Annotated in this window: 16 protein-coding genes, 1 tRNA gene and 1 riboswitch; of the genes, 12 read left to right on the top strand and 5 right to left on the bottom strand. The window is 73.7% G+C overall.

What is annotated here, in order from left to right; genetic code table 11:
* Positions 1 to 263: 263 nt before the first annotated feature.
* Entirely contained in the window at positions 264 to 860 is a 597-nt protein-coding gene (locus AC07A4_RS25330) for a TetR/AcrR family transcriptional regulator (protein ID WP_478602519.1), read from the bottom strand.
* 83 nt (positions 861 to 943) lie between these two features.
* Here AC07A4_RS25330 and AC07A4_RS25325 point away from each other — a divergent pair, with 83 nt between their 5' ends.
* The 4 genes from AC07A4_RS25325 (at position 944) to AC07A4_RS25310 (ending at position 3918) form a co-directional block, all read left to right on the top strand.
* Positions 944 to 1711: an SDR family oxidoreductase gene (locus AC07A4_RS25325; RefSeq protein WP_478602517.1), complete on the top strand. Its 768-nt coding sequence runs from the start codon at positions 944 to 946 to the stop codon at positions 1709 to 1711.
* Positions 1712 to 1872: 161 nt separating this feature from the next.
* Positions 1873 to 2298 (top strand): hypothetical protein, encoded by a 426-nt coding sequence (locus AC07A4_RS25320; protein ID WP_478602515.1) that lies wholly within the window; start codon positions 1873 to 1875, stop codon positions 2296 to 2298.
* A 3-nt stretch (positions 2299 to 2301) separates the two neighbouring features.
* Positions 2302 to 2628 (top strand): transcriptional regulator, encoded by a 327-nt coding sequence (locus AC07A4_RS25315; RefSeq protein WP_478602514.1) that lies wholly within the window; start codon positions 2302 to 2304, stop codon positions 2626 to 2628.
* Positions 2629 to 2811: 183 nt separating this feature from the next.
* Entirely contained in the window at positions 2812 to 3918 is a 1107-nt protein-coding gene (locus AC07A4_RS25310; protein ID WP_478603149.1) for a serine hydrolase domain-containing protein, read from the top strand.
* Here AC07A4_RS25310 and AC07A4_RS25305 read toward each other — a convergent pair.
* The 4 genes from AC07A4_RS25305 to AC07A4_RS25290 form a co-directional block, all read right to left on the bottom strand.
* Positions 3915 to 5138: a mannosyltransferase family protein gene (locus tag AC07A4_RS25305; RefSeq protein WP_478602512.1), complete on the bottom strand. Its 1224-nt coding sequence runs from the start codon at positions 5136 to 5138 to the stop codon at positions 3915 to 3917. The genes AC07A4_RS25310 and AC07A4_RS25305 overlap by 4 nt on opposite strands.
* Before the next feature lie 157 nt (positions 5139 to 5295).
* Positions 5296 to 5721, bottom strand: a complete 426-nt coding sequence (locus AC07A4_RS25300; protein ID WP_478602510.1) for a hypothetical protein — start codon at positions 5719 to 5721, stop codon at positions 5296 to 5298.
* A 242-nt stretch (positions 5722 to 5963) separates the two neighbouring features.
* Entirely contained in the window at positions 5964 to 6263 is a 300-nt protein-coding gene (locus AC07A4_RS25295) for a hypothetical protein (protein ID WP_478602508.1), read from the bottom strand.
* On the bottom strand, positions 6256 to 6753 hold the full coding sequence (locus AC07A4_RS25290) for a SigE family RNA polymerase sigma factor (RefSeq protein WP_478602506.1): 498 nt from the start codon (positions 6751 to 6753) through the stop codon (positions 6256 to 6258). The genes AC07A4_RS25295 and AC07A4_RS25290 overlap by 8 nt, the downstream gene beginning before the upstream one ends.
* 206 nt (positions 6754 to 6959) lie before the next feature.
* On the opposite strand from AC07A4_RS25290, the gene AC07A4_RS25285 reads away from it, so the two are divergent.
* The 8 genes from AC07A4_RS25285 to AC07A4_RS25250 all read left to right on the top strand — a co-directional run bounded on the left by AC07A4_RS25285 (position 6960) and on the right by AC07A4_RS25250 (position 15346).
* On the top strand, positions 6960 to 8237 hold the full coding sequence (locus AC07A4_RS25285) for an alginate lyase family protein (RefSeq protein ID WP_478602504.1): 1278 nt from the start codon (positions 6960 to 6962) through the stop codon (positions 8235 to 8237).
* A 71-nt stretch (positions 8238 to 8308) separates the two neighbouring features.
* Positions 8309 to 8382 (top strand) — tRNA-Met (locus tag AC07A4_RS25280).
* A gap of 172 nt (positions 8383 to 8554) precedes the next feature.
* Positions 8555 to 8917, top strand: a complete 363-nt coding sequence (locus tag AC07A4_RS25275) for a hypothetical protein (RefSeq protein ID WP_478602503.1) — start codon at positions 8555 to 8557, stop codon at positions 8915 to 8917.
* Positions 8918 to 8990: 73 nt separating this feature from the next.
* Positions 8991 to 10151: a PLP-dependent cysteine synthase family protein gene (locus tag AC07A4_RS25270; RefSeq protein WP_478602501.1), complete on the top strand. Its 1161-nt coding sequence runs from the start codon at positions 8991 to 8993 to the stop codon at positions 10149 to 10151.
* The gene (locus tag AC07A4_RS25265; RefSeq protein ID WP_478602499.1) at positions 10148 to 11404 is read left to right on the top strand and encodes an MFS transporter; all 1257 of its coding nucleotides are present in this window, start codon (positions 10148 to 10150) and stop codon (positions 11402 to 11404) included. Before AC07A4_RS25270 ends, AC07A4_RS25265 begins: the two co-directional genes overlap by 4 nt.
* A gap of 190 nt (positions 11405 to 11594) precedes the next feature.
* Positions 11595 to 12734 carry a PP2C family protein-serine/threonine phosphatase gene (locus tag AC07A4_RS25260; RefSeq protein ID WP_478602497.1) on the top strand — a complete coding sequence of 380 codons (1140 nt, stop codon included), beginning with the start codon at positions 11595 to 11597 and terminating at the stop codon, positions 12732 to 12734.
* Positions 12735 to 12965: 231 nt separating this feature from the next.
* Positions 12966 to 13127: riboswitch (cyclic di-AMP (ydaO/yuaA leader) on the top strand.
* An 11-nt stretch (positions 13128 to 13138) separates the two neighbouring features.
* Positions 13139 to 14260, top strand: coding sequence for a M23 family metallopeptidase (locus AC07A4_RS25255; protein WP_478602495.1), 1122 nt, complete (start codon positions 13139 to 13141; stop codon positions 14258 to 14260).
* A 141-nt stretch (positions 14261 to 14401) separates the two neighbouring features.
* Positions 14402 to 15346 carry an aldo/keto reductase gene (locus tag AC07A4_RS25250; RefSeq protein WP_478602493.1) on the top strand — a complete coding sequence of 315 codons (945 nt, stop codon included), beginning with the start codon at positions 14402 to 14404 and terminating at the stop codon, positions 15344 to 15346.

Genomic DNA, 15346 nt, shown 5'->3' with positions numbered 1-15346 from the left:
GGCAGGGCTAAACCGGTGTCGGCACTCCCCCCGGGTGCGAACACGGCAATTTAATAAATCGGCGAGCCGAGCCAGAAAATGCCGTCAGGAAATTAACGACTACCCGCCCTTGATACGTACAAACCCTCTCGCCCCGCCCAAACTGTACAACGCTCAATATACATTCGTGGCGGTCTGTCAGCAAATAGGGCAGAGGGGGTCTGAGGGGCTATTCCTTGGCATTGGGCCGAGAAATCGATTACGGCCGGCCGCCGCGTTGGGCGCTACGGCCAGGCGCGCATTGCGGCCGTAGCGACCTCCTCCAGTTGGGCGCGGCTCGCGCCGTCGCGCGCCTGCTGGGACATGCCCTGGAAGACCGCGGCGAAATACCGGGCGAGGGGGGCCGGGTCGACGTCGGCGGCGAGTTCCCCGGCGTCGGCCCCGGCCCGGATGCGGTCCTCGAAGGCGGCGATGAAGGCGGCGCGGTAGGTCCGGAGAACCCCCTCCGCCCCGGCGGACGCGGTGGCGTTGTCGTTGGCGGCGAAGACGACGAGGCAGCCGCGCGGCCGGTCGTCGGCCGTGAGCTGCCCGGCGGCCTCGCGCAGCATCCGGGCGATGCCCTGCCGAGCCGTCGGCTCCTCGCCGAGCGCCCGGCCCATGTACGCGCCGTACGTCGTCACGTAGAAGTCCACGACCTCCTTGAACAGCGCCTCCTTGCTGCCGAAGGCGCCGTACAGGCTGCGTGCCCCGATGCCCATGGCCTCGGTGAGCAGGGTGATCGAGGTCGCCTCGTAGCCGTGCTCCCAGAAGGTGCGCATCGCCCGGTCGATCGCCTCGTCCCGGTCGAACAAGCGGGGCCGCCCGCGCTGCTTCGTCGTCATGACGTGATTTTACAGTGCTCGCTGAAAAATCTGTTAGCCTCCCTTTTGCAACGAGCACTGCAAAAAAAGAGGAGGGGCCTGACATGGGCGCGCTCACTGGTAAGACGGCACTGGTCACGGGCGGTAGCCGGGGCATCGGCCGGAGCATCTCGGAGCGCCTGGGGCGCGACGGGGCGCTGGTGGCGGTGCACTACGGCCACAACGAGGCCGCCGCCAAGGAGACCGTCGCGGCGATCGAGGCCGCGGGCGGCAAGGCGTTCGCCCTCCACGCCGAACTGGGTGTCCCCGGTGACGCCGAGGCTCTGTGGGCCGCCTTCGACGCGAAGATCGGCGAGTTCGCCGCGGCCGGCGGCGTCGACATCCTCGTCAACAACGCCGGTACGGCGCTCGCGGCTGGCATCAAGGAGACGGACGAGGCGGGCTTCGACCACGTCTTCGCCGTCAACGCGAAGGCGCCGTTCTTCATCATCAAGCACGGCCTGGACCGGCTGCGTGACGGCGGCCGCATCATCAACACCACGTCCGGCATGACCCGGATCGCGTTCCCGGGCATCGCCGCGACCGCCTCGTCCAAGGGCGCGCTGACCACCCTGACGCGCACCCTGGCCCTGGAGCTCGCGCCGCGCGGCATCACGGTCAACTCGGTCGCCCCGGGCGTCACCGAGACCGAGGTCAACGCCTGGCTCGCGGACCCGCAGGCCCGTGCCTACGGCGAGTCCTTCTCGGCGTTCAAGCGCGTCGGCCAGCCCGAGGACGTCGCCGACGTCGTGGCCTTCCTCGCCTCCAACGACTCCCGTTGGGTCACGGGCCAGGACCTCGACGCCACGGGCGGGTCGCTGCTCGGCCAGTAAGTCTCCCCCCTGGAGAGTGGCGGCCCTTCACTCGGCCCCCTGCCCCGCGGTGCCATCCGCGGGGCAGGGGGCCGAGCCGTGCCCCGGGGCCGCCACCCGGCCATCCGACCGGAAGTCGCACGTTGTTGCGTTTTCCGTAACTGGTTGCGAGTATCGCAAGCATGTCGTCCCGTGAACCCCTGCCCGGCCCCGCCGAGCAGCTGGCCGTGATCAACGCGGCCCCGGATCTCTCCCGTTCGGCTTCCACGCGGGAGCGCGTCGTCGGACTGGGGACCCTCGCTGTCCTGTACGCGGGCCTCGTCGCTGCCATGGAGTGCGATCTGCCCCGTATCGCCGGACTCGGTGTGTTCCTTGCCGCGTTGGTGCTGCTGCTCGTCTGGAACGGCCACCATGACGACGCTGCCCGCAGGCGGCCGCACACGCGCGTGGAGAAGGGCGCCCGGTTCGGTGGCGTGGTGCTGCTGTCCATGCCCGGCATCAAGCTCATTTTCGGTGAGGGCGCGGGCACGTTCACCGCGCATCTCGTCTCGGCCGCGGTTCCCACGGTGTGCCTCGCCGTCTACCTCGTGCTGCGCTGGAAGCGGTGACCGGTGGCTGATGACCTTGCGGCCCGGCAGCCGCGGGACGTGCTGGCCAACCTCATCCACTCCCCGAACCGGCTTGCCATCCTGGCCACCCTCAACCGGGTCCAGCACGTCGCCTTCGCCGATCTGCGCGAGAGCCTGCACCTGACCGCCGCGGAGCTCTCCCGCCAGCTCGCGATCCTGGAGAAGGCGGAGCTGGTGGAGGTGGCCAAACTCCGCGTCAAACGCCTCGCCGTCACCCACGTCCGCCTCTCCGACACCGGACGCGCCCGCTTCGCCTCCTACCTGGCCGACCTGCACGCCATCGTGGACGGGTCAGTGGACGGGGGTTAGCCCCACCCCGCCCCCGGCAGGTAGCGGGATCGTGCCGAATGATCTCTTCCGGACATCCTGGGGACCGGCGCGCGGCGCTGATCCATCCCTTGAGTGCCCAGGAGTTGACTCGTGCGGGAGCAGCAGCAGAAGCGGAAAGAAGTGGGGTTCGGCGGGCGGCGGTGGGGCCGCCGGAGTGCCGTCGTGGCGGCCGTGGCCGTGGCCGCCGGGGGCGTGCTGGCGGCGGGGGTGCTCGCGCCCGCCGCGGTGGGGGCCTCCGGCAGGCCCGACCCCGTCCGGGAGGGGCTGAGCGCGCTGGTGGAGTCCGGCGGAGCGCCGGGCGCGCTCGCGAGTGTGCGGGGGCGTGACGGTCATGGGCGTACGTACACCGCGGGGGTCGGTGACGTGGCCACCGGGGCCAAGGTGCCCCGGGACGGGCGGGTGCGCGTCGGGAGCAACACCAAGGCCTTCACCGCGGTGGTCATGCTGCAGCTGGTCGGCGAGGGGAAGGTCCAGCTGGACGGCTTCGTCGACGACTATCTGCCCGGCCTCGTCCGCGGCGACGGCATCGACGGGCGCCGCATCACCGTACGGCAGCTGCTCCAGCACACCAGCGGGCTGCCCAACTACACGAAGTACCTGAGTGACGAGATCCGGCCTTACACCCCGCGTGAGCTCCTCGACCTCGCGCTCCAGCACCCGGCGGACTCCGACCCCGGCGCGAAGTGGGCGTACAGCAACACGAATTACCTGCTCGCGGGCCTGATCATCGAGAAGGTCAGCCGCCACTCGCTGGCCGGGGAGATCGACCGGCGCGTCATCAAGCGCCTCGGCCTTCGCCACACGTACTTCCCCGCCCCCGGCGACGTGACCGTCCGGGGACCGCACCCGAAGGGCTACTACCAGGAGAAGCCGGGCGCGCCCTGGGTCGACGCCACCGAGTGGGACCCCTCCTGGGCGTGGGCGGCGGGGCAGCTGGTCTCCACCAACTCCGACCTCAACCGGTTCTTCGGGGCGTTGGTTTCCGGAAAGCTGCTGGAGGAGGAGCAGCTCGACGAGATGCGCGCCACCGTCCCCGCCGGTTATCCCTTCCCCGAAGGCGCCGAATACGGCCTCGGGCTCGTGAGCACCCCGCTGTCGTGCGGCGGGGTCTACTGGGGCCACGGGGGCAGCATGACGGGGTACGAGACCCGCGGCGGCGTCACCGAGAACGGCCGCGCCGTCAACATCGCCGTGACCACACAGCCGGGTCAGGCGACGAAGGACCGCATGGACGCCGTCATCGACGCCGTCTTGTGCTCCCGCCGTTAGCCCGCCCAGCGGCCCGTCAGGAACGTGAGGGCGCAGATGACGCCGAGGGGGGCCATCAGGCAGACGTACGCGGTGTGGACGCGCGGGCGGCGCAGGCCGAGGGACGCGAGGGCGATCCACAGCGGCCACCACAGGAGGGTGGCGCGGGGGATCGACATGTACCAGTAGGAGGTGCCGAGGGCGACCAGGGTGAGGACGGTGTACGCCGCCTCCGGCCAGCGGCGGCGGTAGAGGAGGAACGCGGTCAGGAGCAGCCCCAGGACCATCACCAGGAGCTCCGCCTGGAACTCGATCGCGTACCCGGTGGGCGTGGTGTGGCCGAACGCGGCCCGCCAGGTGTTGCGCCACGCTTCCCACGGGGTGTGGAAGTCGCGGTACCAGCCGCGCTCCTCCGCGTGCTTCCAGGCCATCCAGTCGCCGGTGTGGCGCTGGAGGAACCAGCTGTACGCGAACGGGGGCAGCGCGGGCAGCGCGAGCCAGGGCAGCGCGCGGGCGTCGCGGTGGGCGCGGACGGTGGTGAGGAAGTGGACCGCGAGCGCGGCGGCGAGGAACAGGCCGCTCACGCGGACCGTCGTCGCCAGGGCCGCGAGGACCGCGGCGAGCGGCCAGGCGCGGCGCCGCGCGGCCAGCCAGGCGGGCAGGGCCAGGGCGAGGAAGAGGGCTTCCGTGTAGCCCGCGGCCAGGAAGACCGCGCAGGGGGAGAGCAGGAAGTACAGGACGGTCCTGCGGCCCGCGTCCGGGTGGGGCAGGTACGTACGGGCGATGCGCGCGAGGGCCAGGACCGCGACGGCGCCGGAGACGAAGGAGACCAGGAGCCCGGCCGCCGCCCAGTGCGGGACCAGGGCGTGGACGGCGCGCAGGGCGAGCGGGAAGCCGGGGAAGAAGGCCTCCCGGTTGTCCCAGTCGCCCGTCCCGGGGCCCGCGCCGTCGGGGAAGTAGCCGTCCTGGGCTATGCGGAGGTAGTGCCACCAGTCCCACTGCTGCCACGCGGACAGCGGGGAAGCGGCGTGCCGGGTGCGGGACTCGGGCGGGAACAGCCAGGTCGCGCAGTACGCCGTCGCCCACAGGCTGACGCGCGTGAGGACGTACAGGAAGAGGACGTCCGCGTCCTCGCGGCCGAGGCGGGGGAACCCGCGGGCGACGGCGGCCGGTCGTGCGGGGGCGCGGGAGGCGGTCGCCCGGGGCCGTTCCTTGGGGCGGGGCGGGGCGGAAACGGGCATGGCGATGCCTCCGGAGGCGGCTCGGGTGGGCGGGACCGCCTCGCGGCGGGGGTGGCTAGGTCCTTCTGGTGGATCTGCGTGGGTGAAGGAGCGGCGTTCGGTGCGTGCTCTCGGCGTGCCGGGCGTCGCGACGCCACGGAGATCCAGCAGAAGGGCCCTAGGGCTGGTACCCCGGGCCCGTGGTCCGTGGCGGCGGAGTGGACGCCTCCCGCGTGGCCGGGGGGTCCGTGCGCGTGGGGTCCGGGTCGCTCGGCGGATAGCTGGTGCTCGGCGGCGGGGGCGAGCCCTCGGGCCCGGACGGCGAGAGGGTCGGCGAGGGGGACGGGGACGGCGACGGGCTCAGGGGCGGGGACGAGGGCACGGACGCGGGCGACTGCGGCGGGTCCGACCGCTGGGCGAGCGCCACCGCGCCCGCGCCCGCGACGGCAAGCGTCGCGGTGACGGCGACCGCCCCGACGAACGTCCGGTGCGCCCGGCGGCCGCGCCGCTCGATGACGGACACATGCGGCACATCGGCCCGCGCCCGCCCGGCATCGACGGCCTCCTGGAACAGCTCACGCAAGGGGTCATGGGGTTCAGGCACCGGGGGCCTCCTCGGTACGCGGATTCGCCGGGCGGTACGCGGGCGCGGCGCGGCGGAGGGACGGGTGGGCCGTGACGGGGGTGGCGGGGTGAGTGGGGTGAGCAGGGCGGATGGGGTACGCGGGGCGGACGGGGTCAGCGGCGGAGGTGGCGCGGTCGTGTTTCGTGGCGCGAGCGCGCGGGACGGCGCGGTCTGAGAGGTCGGGGCGTTCGGGGGCGAGGGCGCTGCGGGGCGGGGGGAGTTCAGGCACCGGGGGCCTCCTCGGTACGGGCACCCGCCGGGCGGCACGCGGGCGCGGCGCGGCGGAGGGACGGGTGGGCCGTGACGGGGGTGGCGGGGTGCGCGGGATGAGCGGGGCGAGTGGCCGAGGTGGGGCGGTCGTACGTCGTGGCGCGCGTGCGCGGGACGGCGCGGCCGGAGTTGGCGCGGCCGGAGGAATCGGTGCGGTGGGAGGAGTCGGCGCGGTCGGAGGAGTCGGGGTGTTCGGGGCGTTCGGGGCGATCAGGGGCAACGGCGCGGTGCGGCAGGGGGAGTTCAGGCACCGGGGGCCTCCTCGGTACGGGGGTCGGTGAGGCGGTGGGCCAGGGCGGCGCGGCCGCGGGACAGGTGGGTCTTGACGGTGCCCGCGGCGAGGCCGGTCTCCCCGGCGATCTGGTCGACGGAGAGGTCGCACATGTAGTGCAGGGCGAGCGTGCGGCGCTGCTGCGGCGGCAGTTCGCGCAGCGCCTCCACCAGGGCGACCGAGTCGGGCCCCGGCCCCTCCGTATGCGGCGGCGCGCCGCTGCGCTGCCAGGCCGACGCCGAGCGGCGCAGGCCGCGCCAGCGGCTCACCGCGAGCCGCCAGGCGACCGTGCGGATCCACGCCTCGGGGCGCCCGTCGCGGTCGAGCCCGCCGCGGCGGCTCCAGCCCTTGACGAACGCCTCCTGCACGACGTCCTGCGCCTCGTGCAGATCGCCGAGCATCACGTACAGCTGGCCGGTCAGCCGCGGGGCCGCTTGCGCATAGAACTCCTCGAACTCCTCGACGGTCACCTGACAGCTCCTGGATCTCTTCCGGTCTCACCGTGCATACGCCCGCCGACCCCGGTCCGGATGACATGGGCAGCGAAAGATCACGGTGATGACCGTCACAGCAGCGGCCCGCCGCGCCGGGGCGCCACGCCACGACCGGCGCAACAGATCCTGCGGCCGCGCCGCCCCCGGGGCACGCTGCCAGTGACGCGATCCGGAGGTGCGGCATGGCGGCAGGCGAAGGGCCCGAGGGCATACGCGAGGGCGCACGGGTGGGTACGCGCCGCCGGGGACGCCGCCGGGGACGCCGCCTCCTGGCCGCCGCCGCGGCCCTGCTGCTCGCCCTGGCCGCCCCGGCCTGCGGCGGCTCCGATGAGCCCGGCGACGCGGCGACCCGCCCCGCCCGCCCCGCGGACCTGCCCTTCACGCACCCGGGCGTCCTGCTCAGCAAGGGCCAGCTCACCAAGGTCCGCGCCCACGTCGCGGCCCGCGAACAGCCCTGGCTGGGGGCGTACGAGCAGATGCGGGCCAGCAAGTACGCCGCGGCCGACTACAAGCCCACGCCGTACGCCGTGGTCGCCTGCCCGCCGGACACCCGGCCAGGGCAGGGCTGCGTGGAGGAGCGCGAGGACGCGCTCGCCGCGTACACCCACGCGCTGCTCTACAACGTCACCGGTGACCGCGCGCACGCCGCGAAGGCCGTGCGGATCATGGACGCCTGGGCGCGGGTCGTCACCCGCCACACCGACGGCAACGCCGGACTCCAGACCGCCTGGGCCGCCTCCTCCTGGGCGCGGGCCGCCGAGGCCGTGCGCTACACGTACGACGGCTGGAGCGACGGCGACCTGCTGCGCTTCGCGCGGATGCTGCGCACCGCCTATCTGCCCCAGGTCCTGCCCGGCTCCGCCGACTTCAACGGCAACTGGGACCTCGTCATGGCCGACGCCGCCATCGGCATGGCGGTCTTCCTCGACGACCACGCCGCCTTCGAGCGGGCCGTGCGGCACTTCCGTGCCCGCGTGCCCGCGTACTTCTATCTGAAGTCCGACGGGCCGCTGCCCGTGGCGCCCCGGGGCAGCGACATCGACACGGCGGACGAGCTGCGCCGCTACTGGTTCGGGCAGAAGACCTTCGCCGACGGGCTCGCGCAGGAGACCTGCCGCAACTTCAAGCACGCCGGGTACTCGCTCGCGGCCACCGCGCACATCGCGGAGACGGCCTGGCACCAGGGCGTCGACCTGTACGGCGAGGTCAAGGACCGGCTGCGGGCGGCCCTCGAGTTCCACTCCGGCTACCAGCTCGGCGCCACCGCGCCCGGCTGGCTGTGCGGCGGCAGGCTCCAGCGCGACCTCGGGCCCGACACGGAGGTCGCCCTCAACCACCTGCGCGGACGCCTCGGCATGGATCTGCCGCACACCAGGAAGCTCACCCTGGAGCGGCGCCCGGAAGGCACCGACGACCTGTTCGTGGCCTGGGAGACGCTGACCCACGCCGAGAACACCTGAGGCCGCCGAGGGCGCCTGGGGGAACCGGTTCGCTTTCCGTGCCCCCGATGGCGTACTGTTGGGTTCACCGACGCGGGGTGGAGCAGCTCGGTAGCTCGCTGGGCTCATAACCCAGAGGTCGCAGGTTCAAATCCTGTCCCCGCTACTGAAGAAGAACCGAAGGCCCGGAATCCGAACGGATTCCGGGCCTTCGGCGTGTCCAGGGGGCTTTCGAGGGCGGCTTTCGGCTGGCTCTGCCATGGGATTCCGCCGTTGTGGCGACGGGGCTTTGCCTTGCCTCATGAGCCCTGCGTAGCTTGTTGGTCACCATGAGTCGGGTGCGGTACGTGCTGGCGGTGGTGCTGCTCGCCACCTGCGCCCTCTTCGCCGGTGTGTGCCACGGGCCGCACGGGCCCGCCGCCGCGCCCGCGACCCTCGCCACCCCCGCCCACCAGAAGTGTCCGGGGCCCGCGCACGGCGAGCACGCCGCCACCGGGCACCCCGCAGCGGTCGCCGCGCAGCCCGCCGACCGCGAGGGCCCGCCGGACGGCGGCGGCGGCGACAGCGGCGGCGGGCGCGCCGCCCCGCCCGCGTCCCCGCCCCGAGGCACGCGCCCGGCGGGCGCGGAGCCACGGGCCGGGCCGTGTGGCGCGCCCTCGGGAGCCGCCCTGCTCATCGCCATCGGCGTGGACCGGAACTGAGCGGGCCACGGAGTCCGGCAGCGGACTCCGCCTCGCCACCCCCCACTCCACGCACCCGAAGGACCGCTCACCCATGATCGGAAACTTGCGGCCCGCGGCGACCGCCGTGGGCAACACGCCCGTGCTCTGGATCGACGAGCCCTCCCTGGAGGGCGGCCGCGGCTACTGGGCCAAGCTCGAAGGCTTCAACTTCGGCGGCATCAAGGACCGCGCCGCCCTCCACCTGGTCGAACGCGCCCGTGCACGGGGTGAGTTGCGGCCCGGCGCACCCATCGTCGAGTCCACGTCGGGGACGCTCGGGCTCGGGCTCGCGCTCGCCGGCGTCCACTACGGCCACCCCGTGCACATCGTCACCGACCCCGGCCTCGAACCCATCGTCGAGCGGATGCTCATCGCCCACGGCGCCCGCGTCCACGTGGTGCGCGAGCCGGGCGCCGTCGGCGGCTGGCAGCAGGCCCGCGTCGACCGGGTCACCGAGCTGATGGCCGCCGACGGCATGGCCGGGGCCTGGTGCCCGAACCAGTACCACAACCCGGACAACCCGGACGCCTACCGTGAGCTCGCCGCCGAACTCGTGCGCCAGCTCGGCCACTTCGACGTCCTCGTCTGCGCCGTCGGCACCGGCGGGCACTCCGCGGGGATCGCCAGGGAGCTGCGCTCGGGGCCGGTGCCCGGCCTCGAACTCGTCGGCGTGGACAGCGTCGCCTCGACCATCTTCGGGCTCGCCGCGGGGCCCCGTCTGATGCGCGGACTCGGCTCCTCCATCCACCCCCGCAACGTCGACCACGACGCCTTCGACGAGGTCCACTGGGTGGGGCCCGCCGAGGCGGTGCGCAGCGCGCGACGGCTCGCCGAGCGGCAGTTCGCCACCGGCGGCTGGAGCGTCGGCGCGGTCGCCCTCGTCGCCGCCTGGCTGGCCCGCACCAGGCCGCGCGGGGCGCGGATCGCGGCGGTCTTCCCCGACGGGCCGCAGCGCTACTTCGACACCGTCTTCAACGACGAGTACTGCCGCGCCCACGGCCTCATCGGCTCCCCCGGCGCCGTCCCCGACGAGCCGCGCGAGGTCCCCGGGCCCGGGGACGGGGTGACCGGGTGGAGCCGCTGGCGGGTGAACCGGCAGGCGCGGGCGCACCGGTGGGCCGGGCCGCCGGTGCGCGCCGTCGAGCCGGTCCTCGGCGCCGCGCCGGTGGGCGGTCCCGCGGCGCCCGTGGGCGAGGGGGCGGTGGCCCCGTGACCGGAGTCTGGCGCCGGGCGCGGCGCTTCGACCCCGCGGTGCAGCTTCTGTTCGTCAACCAGCTCACCATCAACCTCGGCTTCTACATGCTGATGCCGTACCTCGCCGCCCATCTGTCCGGGCGGCTCGGCCTCGCCGCCTGGGCCGTCGGGCTCGTCCTCGGCGTGCGCAATCTCTCCCAGCAGGGCATGTTCCTGGTCGGCGGCGCGCTCGCCGACCGGCTCGGGTACAAGCCGATGATCGTGGCCGGGTGCGCCCTGCGCACGGCGGGCTTCGGGGCCCTCGCCTTCGCGCAGACGCTGCCGGTGCTCATCGCCGCGTCGGCGGCGACGGGGCTCGCGGGGGCGCTGTTCAACCCGGCGGTGCGCGCGTACGTCGCCGCGGAGGCGGGCGGTCCGGAGCGGCGCGTCGAGGCGTTCGCGCTGTTCAACGTCTTCTACCAGACCGGCATCCTGCTCGGCCCGCTCGTCGGACTCGCCCTGACCGGGGTGGACTTCCGGCTCACCTGCGCGGTCGCCGCCGCCCTGTTCGCGCTGCTCTCGGTGGTGCAGATCGCGCGCCTCCCGGTGCGGCGGGCCAAGGCGGACGCGGCGGGCACAGGCCCCGGGCAGTGGCGGATCGTGTTCGGCAACCGGCCCTTCTGGCTGTTCTCGCTGGCCATGACCGGCTCGTACGTCCTGTCCTTCCAGGTCTATCTCGCCCTGCCGCTCGAAGTGGAGCGGCTGCTCGGCGAGGGCACTGCGCAGACGGCGGCGACCAGCGCGCTGTTCGTGGTGTCCGGGCTCGTCGCGCTCGTCGGGCAGCTGCGGATCACCGACTGGTGCCGCCGCACCTGGACGCGCGAGCAGTGCCTGGTCGCCGGGCTCGCCCTGATGGGCGCGGCGTTCCTGCCGCCCGCGCTCGGCGGGCCCGGGTACGCGGGCGTCACGGCGCTGCTGCTGTGCGCGGCGGCGCTCGCCGCGGCCAACGCCGTGCTCTACCCCTTCGAGATGGACACCGTCGTCTCGCTGTCCGGGGACCGCTGGGTGGCCACCCACTACGGGCTCTACAACACCGTGTGCGGCATCGGCATCACCGTGGGGAACCTCGGCATGGGCGCGCTGCTCGACCTGAGCGAACGCCGAGGGGTGTCCGCCGTGCCCTGGCTGGCGCTCGCCGCCGTGGGGGCGGGGTGCGCCCTGGCCCTGCGGGCGCTCGCCCGCGCGGGACGGCTCGCGACGGGGGCGCCCGCGCCCCTGCGGGACGCCGTGTGAGCCCCCCGTCCCGGTGGTGACTGCCTCCACACCTCACCGCGGGTAACCCACTCGGAGCACGCCGGGTCGCTCCGGGGCCCCGGGGCGGGAAGCCTTGGGCCGATGCGGCGTGTCTGCGGTGGGAGTGGAACGGTGGTTGCTTTCCGTGGCGGGGGGCTCCAGCCCTGGGCCTGCGGGCCGGGGGCGCGCCATGGGCGGTGAGGGGCGGAGCCTGCCCCGGGAGCGGGAGCCCGACCGGGCCCTGCCCCGGGAGCGGGCGCTCACCCGGGCCCTGCCTCCGCTCCTCATCGTGGCCGGGGTCGTCTTCGACGCGCTCACGCCGCCCGAGTTCACCGCGTCCCCGCTGTTCGCGGCCGCGCCCCTGATCGCGGCCCCGTTCTTCTCCCTGTCCACCACCGTGGCGACGGCCGCCGTGTCCTGTGCCGCCGTGCTCGCGCTGCGCCTCAAGACCCACGCGGGCGTGGACGTGGAGGTCGTCACCTCGTTCGTCACCATGCTGACCGTGGGCGCCCTCGCCGTCGTCATCAACCGCGTGGTGCGCCGGGGCGACGCCCGCCTCGCCTCGGCGCGCTCCATCGCCGTGGCCGCCCAGCGGGCGGTGCTTCCGCTGCCGGACCCGCGCATCGGCGGGCTCGACGTGGCCGCCCGCTACGAGGCCGCGCAGGCCGACGCGTTCATCGGCGGCGACCTGTACGCGGTGCAGGACACCCCGCACGGGGTGCGGCTCGTCGTCGGTGACGTGCGGGGCAAGGGCATGGGCGCGGTGGCCGCCGTCGCGGTGGTCATCGGCGCCTTCCGCGAGGCCGCCGAGCAGGAGACCACCCTGGAGGCGGTGGCGCAGCGCCTGGAGCGTGCCCTGGCGCGCGAGGGCACGCGGCGCGACGGGCTCGACGCGTTCGAGGGGTTCACCACCGCCGTCCTCGCGGAGATCCCCCGTGGCGAGGGCATCGTCCGGCTCGTCAACCGGGGCCACCCCGAGCCGCTCGTGCTGCGGGCCGACGGCCGTCTTTGCGTGCTCTCGCCCGCCGAGCCCGCGCTGCCGCTCGGCATGGGCGAGCTCGGCACCTGGCCCGACCGCGCGGACGAGACCGACTTCCCGCCCGGGTCGACGCTGCTGCTCTACACCGACGGGCTGAGCGAGTCCCGGGACGCCGACGGGGTGTTCTACGACCCCGCGGCCCGGCTCGGCGGCCGGATCTTCTCCGGCGCGGACGCTCCCGACGCGCTCCTTTCCACCCTGGTGGCGGAGGTCGTCGAGCACACCGGGGGCGGCGCGAGCGACGACATGGCGCTCCTCGCCGTACGCCGTCCCCTCACACCGCGTGACTGAATGGCGCCCCTCCGCAGCCCGGCTGACCACTTGTCAGCGAGATGTCAAGATCCGCCTCGCTGCGCTGTGTCATGGCGACCGCTCAACTCGCCCTGTTCCGCTCGCTCTTGTCCCGTTGTGTTTATCGCGTAAGCGTTAACGATCAGCGGGAACAGCTTGGAATACCGACCGGCTGTCTATTAACGTTCGATAACGCAGCGCGGTCGTCCCAGCCGTCACTCACGACGGCTCCGTGCGCATGTGCCTAATCCCGCGAGGGAGCCGGGGAACCACCAAAATTGGGGTGAATCGGCCGTCTTTCGCGTACGCGGTCTCGTACGTGAGGAGCGGTCGTAGGAGACCTTCCTGCTCCGAACCCGTCAGCTAACCCGGTAGGCGAGAAGGAAGGAAAGGAGCGCGCCCCAGTGGCGTCCAACCGGCCTGCCCCAGAAGCGCTGTTCATACCCACAGGACCTGCCGGATCCACCGGCCCCGCCGGTGAGTCCGCCGTCGGCACCGCGGGAGGCGACGACCCCACGGAGTACGCCGTCTACGCCGGGTATGCCACCCAGGACTCCCAGGAGACCTGGGGCGAGTGGAACCCCACGGCGGAGACCGTCCGCCCCGTGCGCGGCAAGCACCGGATCCACAAGAAGGGCGGCGGCGGCCTCGCCCGCAGCTCCACCGTCCTCGGCGTAGGCGTCATCGCCGCCGTCGGCGCGGGCGGCATGGCCAGCGCGCAGGGCGGCAAGCCGCCCGTCTCCCTCTCCATGCCGGACGTGTCGCTGCCCGGCATCGGTTCCCTGACCGCGGACGACGAGCCCGAAGCCGCCGCGACGCCCGCCGACGCCGCGCCCCTGAGCTCCGCGGGCGTCACCACCGCCGACGCCAGGCAGGGCACCACCGACGCCGGCCAGGCCCTGCGCGCCCGCATCCTCCAGCAGGCCGAGAACCAGCGGCACCAGGCCGACGACACGCAGCGCCAGGAGGCGCAGGACGCCGCCCTGAAGGCCGCCACCGAGCGGGCCGAGGCCCAGCAGGGCAAGGCGCGGGCGGCCGCCAAGGCCAAGGCCGCCGAGGAGAAGCGCGAGAAGGAGGCGGCGGCCCGCAAGAAGCGCGAGGCCGAGCGCCTCGCCAAGCTCGCCAAGAGCTTCACGCTCCCCGTCTCCTCGTACACCCTCACCTCGCACTTCGGCGACTCCGGCTCCATGTGGTCCTCCGGCCGGCACACCGGCCTCGACTTCGCGGGCTCCGCGGGCGCGCCGCTCAAGGCCGTGGGCACCGGCACCATCAAGGAAGCGGGGTGGGTGCCCTCGTACGGCTACCGCACCGTCCTTGAGCTGAAGGACGGCACCGAGATCTGGTACTGCCACCAGTCCTCGCTCGGCGTCAGCGTGGGCCAGCAGGTCAGCACCGGCCAGGTCATCGGCCGCATGGGCGCCACCGGCAACGTCACGGGCGTGCACCTGCACCTGGAGGTCCAGGCGCCCGGCGGCGGCACCATCGACCCGCTGGCGTGGCTGCGCTCCAAGGGGCTCACCCCGTAACACCCCGCCCCCCGAGGCGACTTCCCGAGGGGCCCTCCTGACTCCGGCGGCCCTGGCGACGACCCCCCGACGCCAGGGCCGTCGGTCACTCCCGCCCCGGCGCGGCGGAATTCCCCCGTTCACAGGGGCGTTGGTGCCCGTATGACCACTCTTCGCCCTCTGGGACCCTCCGACCTCGAAGTCTTCCCCCTCGCCCTCGGCGGCAACGTCTTCGGCTGGACCGCTGACCAGGAGCAGTCCTTCGCCGTCCTGGACGCCTACACCGCCGCGGGCGGCAACTTCATAGACACCGCCGACGTGTACTCGGCCTGGGCACCCGGCAACAAGGGCGGCGAGTCCGAGGCCGTGCTCGGCCAGTGGCTCGGCGCCCGCCGCAACCGCTCCGACGTCGTCATCGCCACCAAGGTCGGCGCCCACCCCGACTACAAGGGCCTGTCGGCGCACACCATCAAGGCCGCGGCCGAGGAGTCCCTGCGGCGGCTCGGCACCGACTACATCGACCTGTACTACACGCACTACGACGACCCCTCCGTGCCGGTCGAGGAGATCATCACCGCCCTCGACGAGCTGGTGCGCTCCGGGAAGGTCCGCGCGATCGCCGCCTCGAACATCAGCCCCGAGCGCCTACAGGAGTCCCTCGACCTCTCCGACCGCGAGGGCCTGGTGCGGTACGTGGCGCTCCAGCCGCACTACAACCTCGTCTCGCGCGACACCTACGAGGGCCCCCTGCAGGAGATCGCCTCGCGCTCCGGCCTCGCCGCGATCCCGTACTACGCGCTCGCCTCCGGCTTCCTCACCGGCAAGTACCGCCCCGGCGCCGACGTCGACAGCGCCCGCGCCGCGAACGCGGGCGCCCACCTGGACACGGAGCGCGGACCCCGGGTCCTGGCCGCCCTCGACGAGGTGGCCGCGGCCCACGACGCCGAGGTCGCGACCGTCGCCCTCGCCTGGCTCGCCGCCCAGCCGACCGTGGCGGCCCCGCTGGCGTCGGCGCGCACGGTGGAGCAGCTGCCCGCGCTCCTCGCGGTGGGCGACCTGGAGCTGACGGCGGCGGAGCTCGCGGCGCTGACGGCGGCCGCGGCCTGA

It is taken from the genome of Streptomyces sp. NPDC043996, from assembly GCF_056435225.1.
The sequence above is the reverse complement of the archived record's forward strand: the minus strand, read 5'-3'. Positions and strand labels throughout refer to the sequence as shown.

Bases quoted from the DNA above. Each gene is read 5' to 3' on its own strand.
- AC07A4_RS25330 (WP_478602519.1), bottom strand. From the start codon at position 860: ATGACGACGAAGCAGCGCGGGCGGCCCCGCTTGTTCGACCGGGACGAG.
- AC07A4_RS25325 (WP_478602517.1), top strand. From the start codon at position 944: ATGGGCGCGCTCACTGGTAAGACGGCACTGGTCACGGGCGGTAGCCGG.
- AC07A4_RS25320 (WP_478602515.1), top strand. From the start codon at position 1,873: ATGTCGTCCCGTGAACCCCTGCCCGGCCCCGCCGAGCAGCTGGCCGTG.
- AC07A4_RS25305 (WP_478602512.1), bottom strand. From the start codon at position 5,138: ATGCCCGTTTCCGCCCCGCCCCGCCCCAAGGAACGGCCCCGGGCGACC.
- AC07A4_RS25285 (WP_478602504.1), top strand. From the start codon at position 6,960: ATGGCGGCAGGCGAAGGGCCCGAGGGCATACGCGAGGGCGCACGGGTG.
- AC07A4_RS25270 (WP_478602501.1), top strand. From the start codon at position 8,991: ATGATCGGAAACTTGCGGCCCGCGGCGACCGCCGTGGGCAACACGCCC.
- AC07A4_RS25260 (WP_478602497.1), top strand. From the start codon at position 11,595: ATGGGCGGTGAGGGGCGGAGCCTGCCCCGGGAGCGGGAGCCCGACCGG.
- AC07A4_RS25250 (WP_478602493.1), top strand. From the start codon at position 14,402: ATGACCACTCTTCGCCCTCTGGGACCCTCCGACCTCGAAGTCTTCCCC.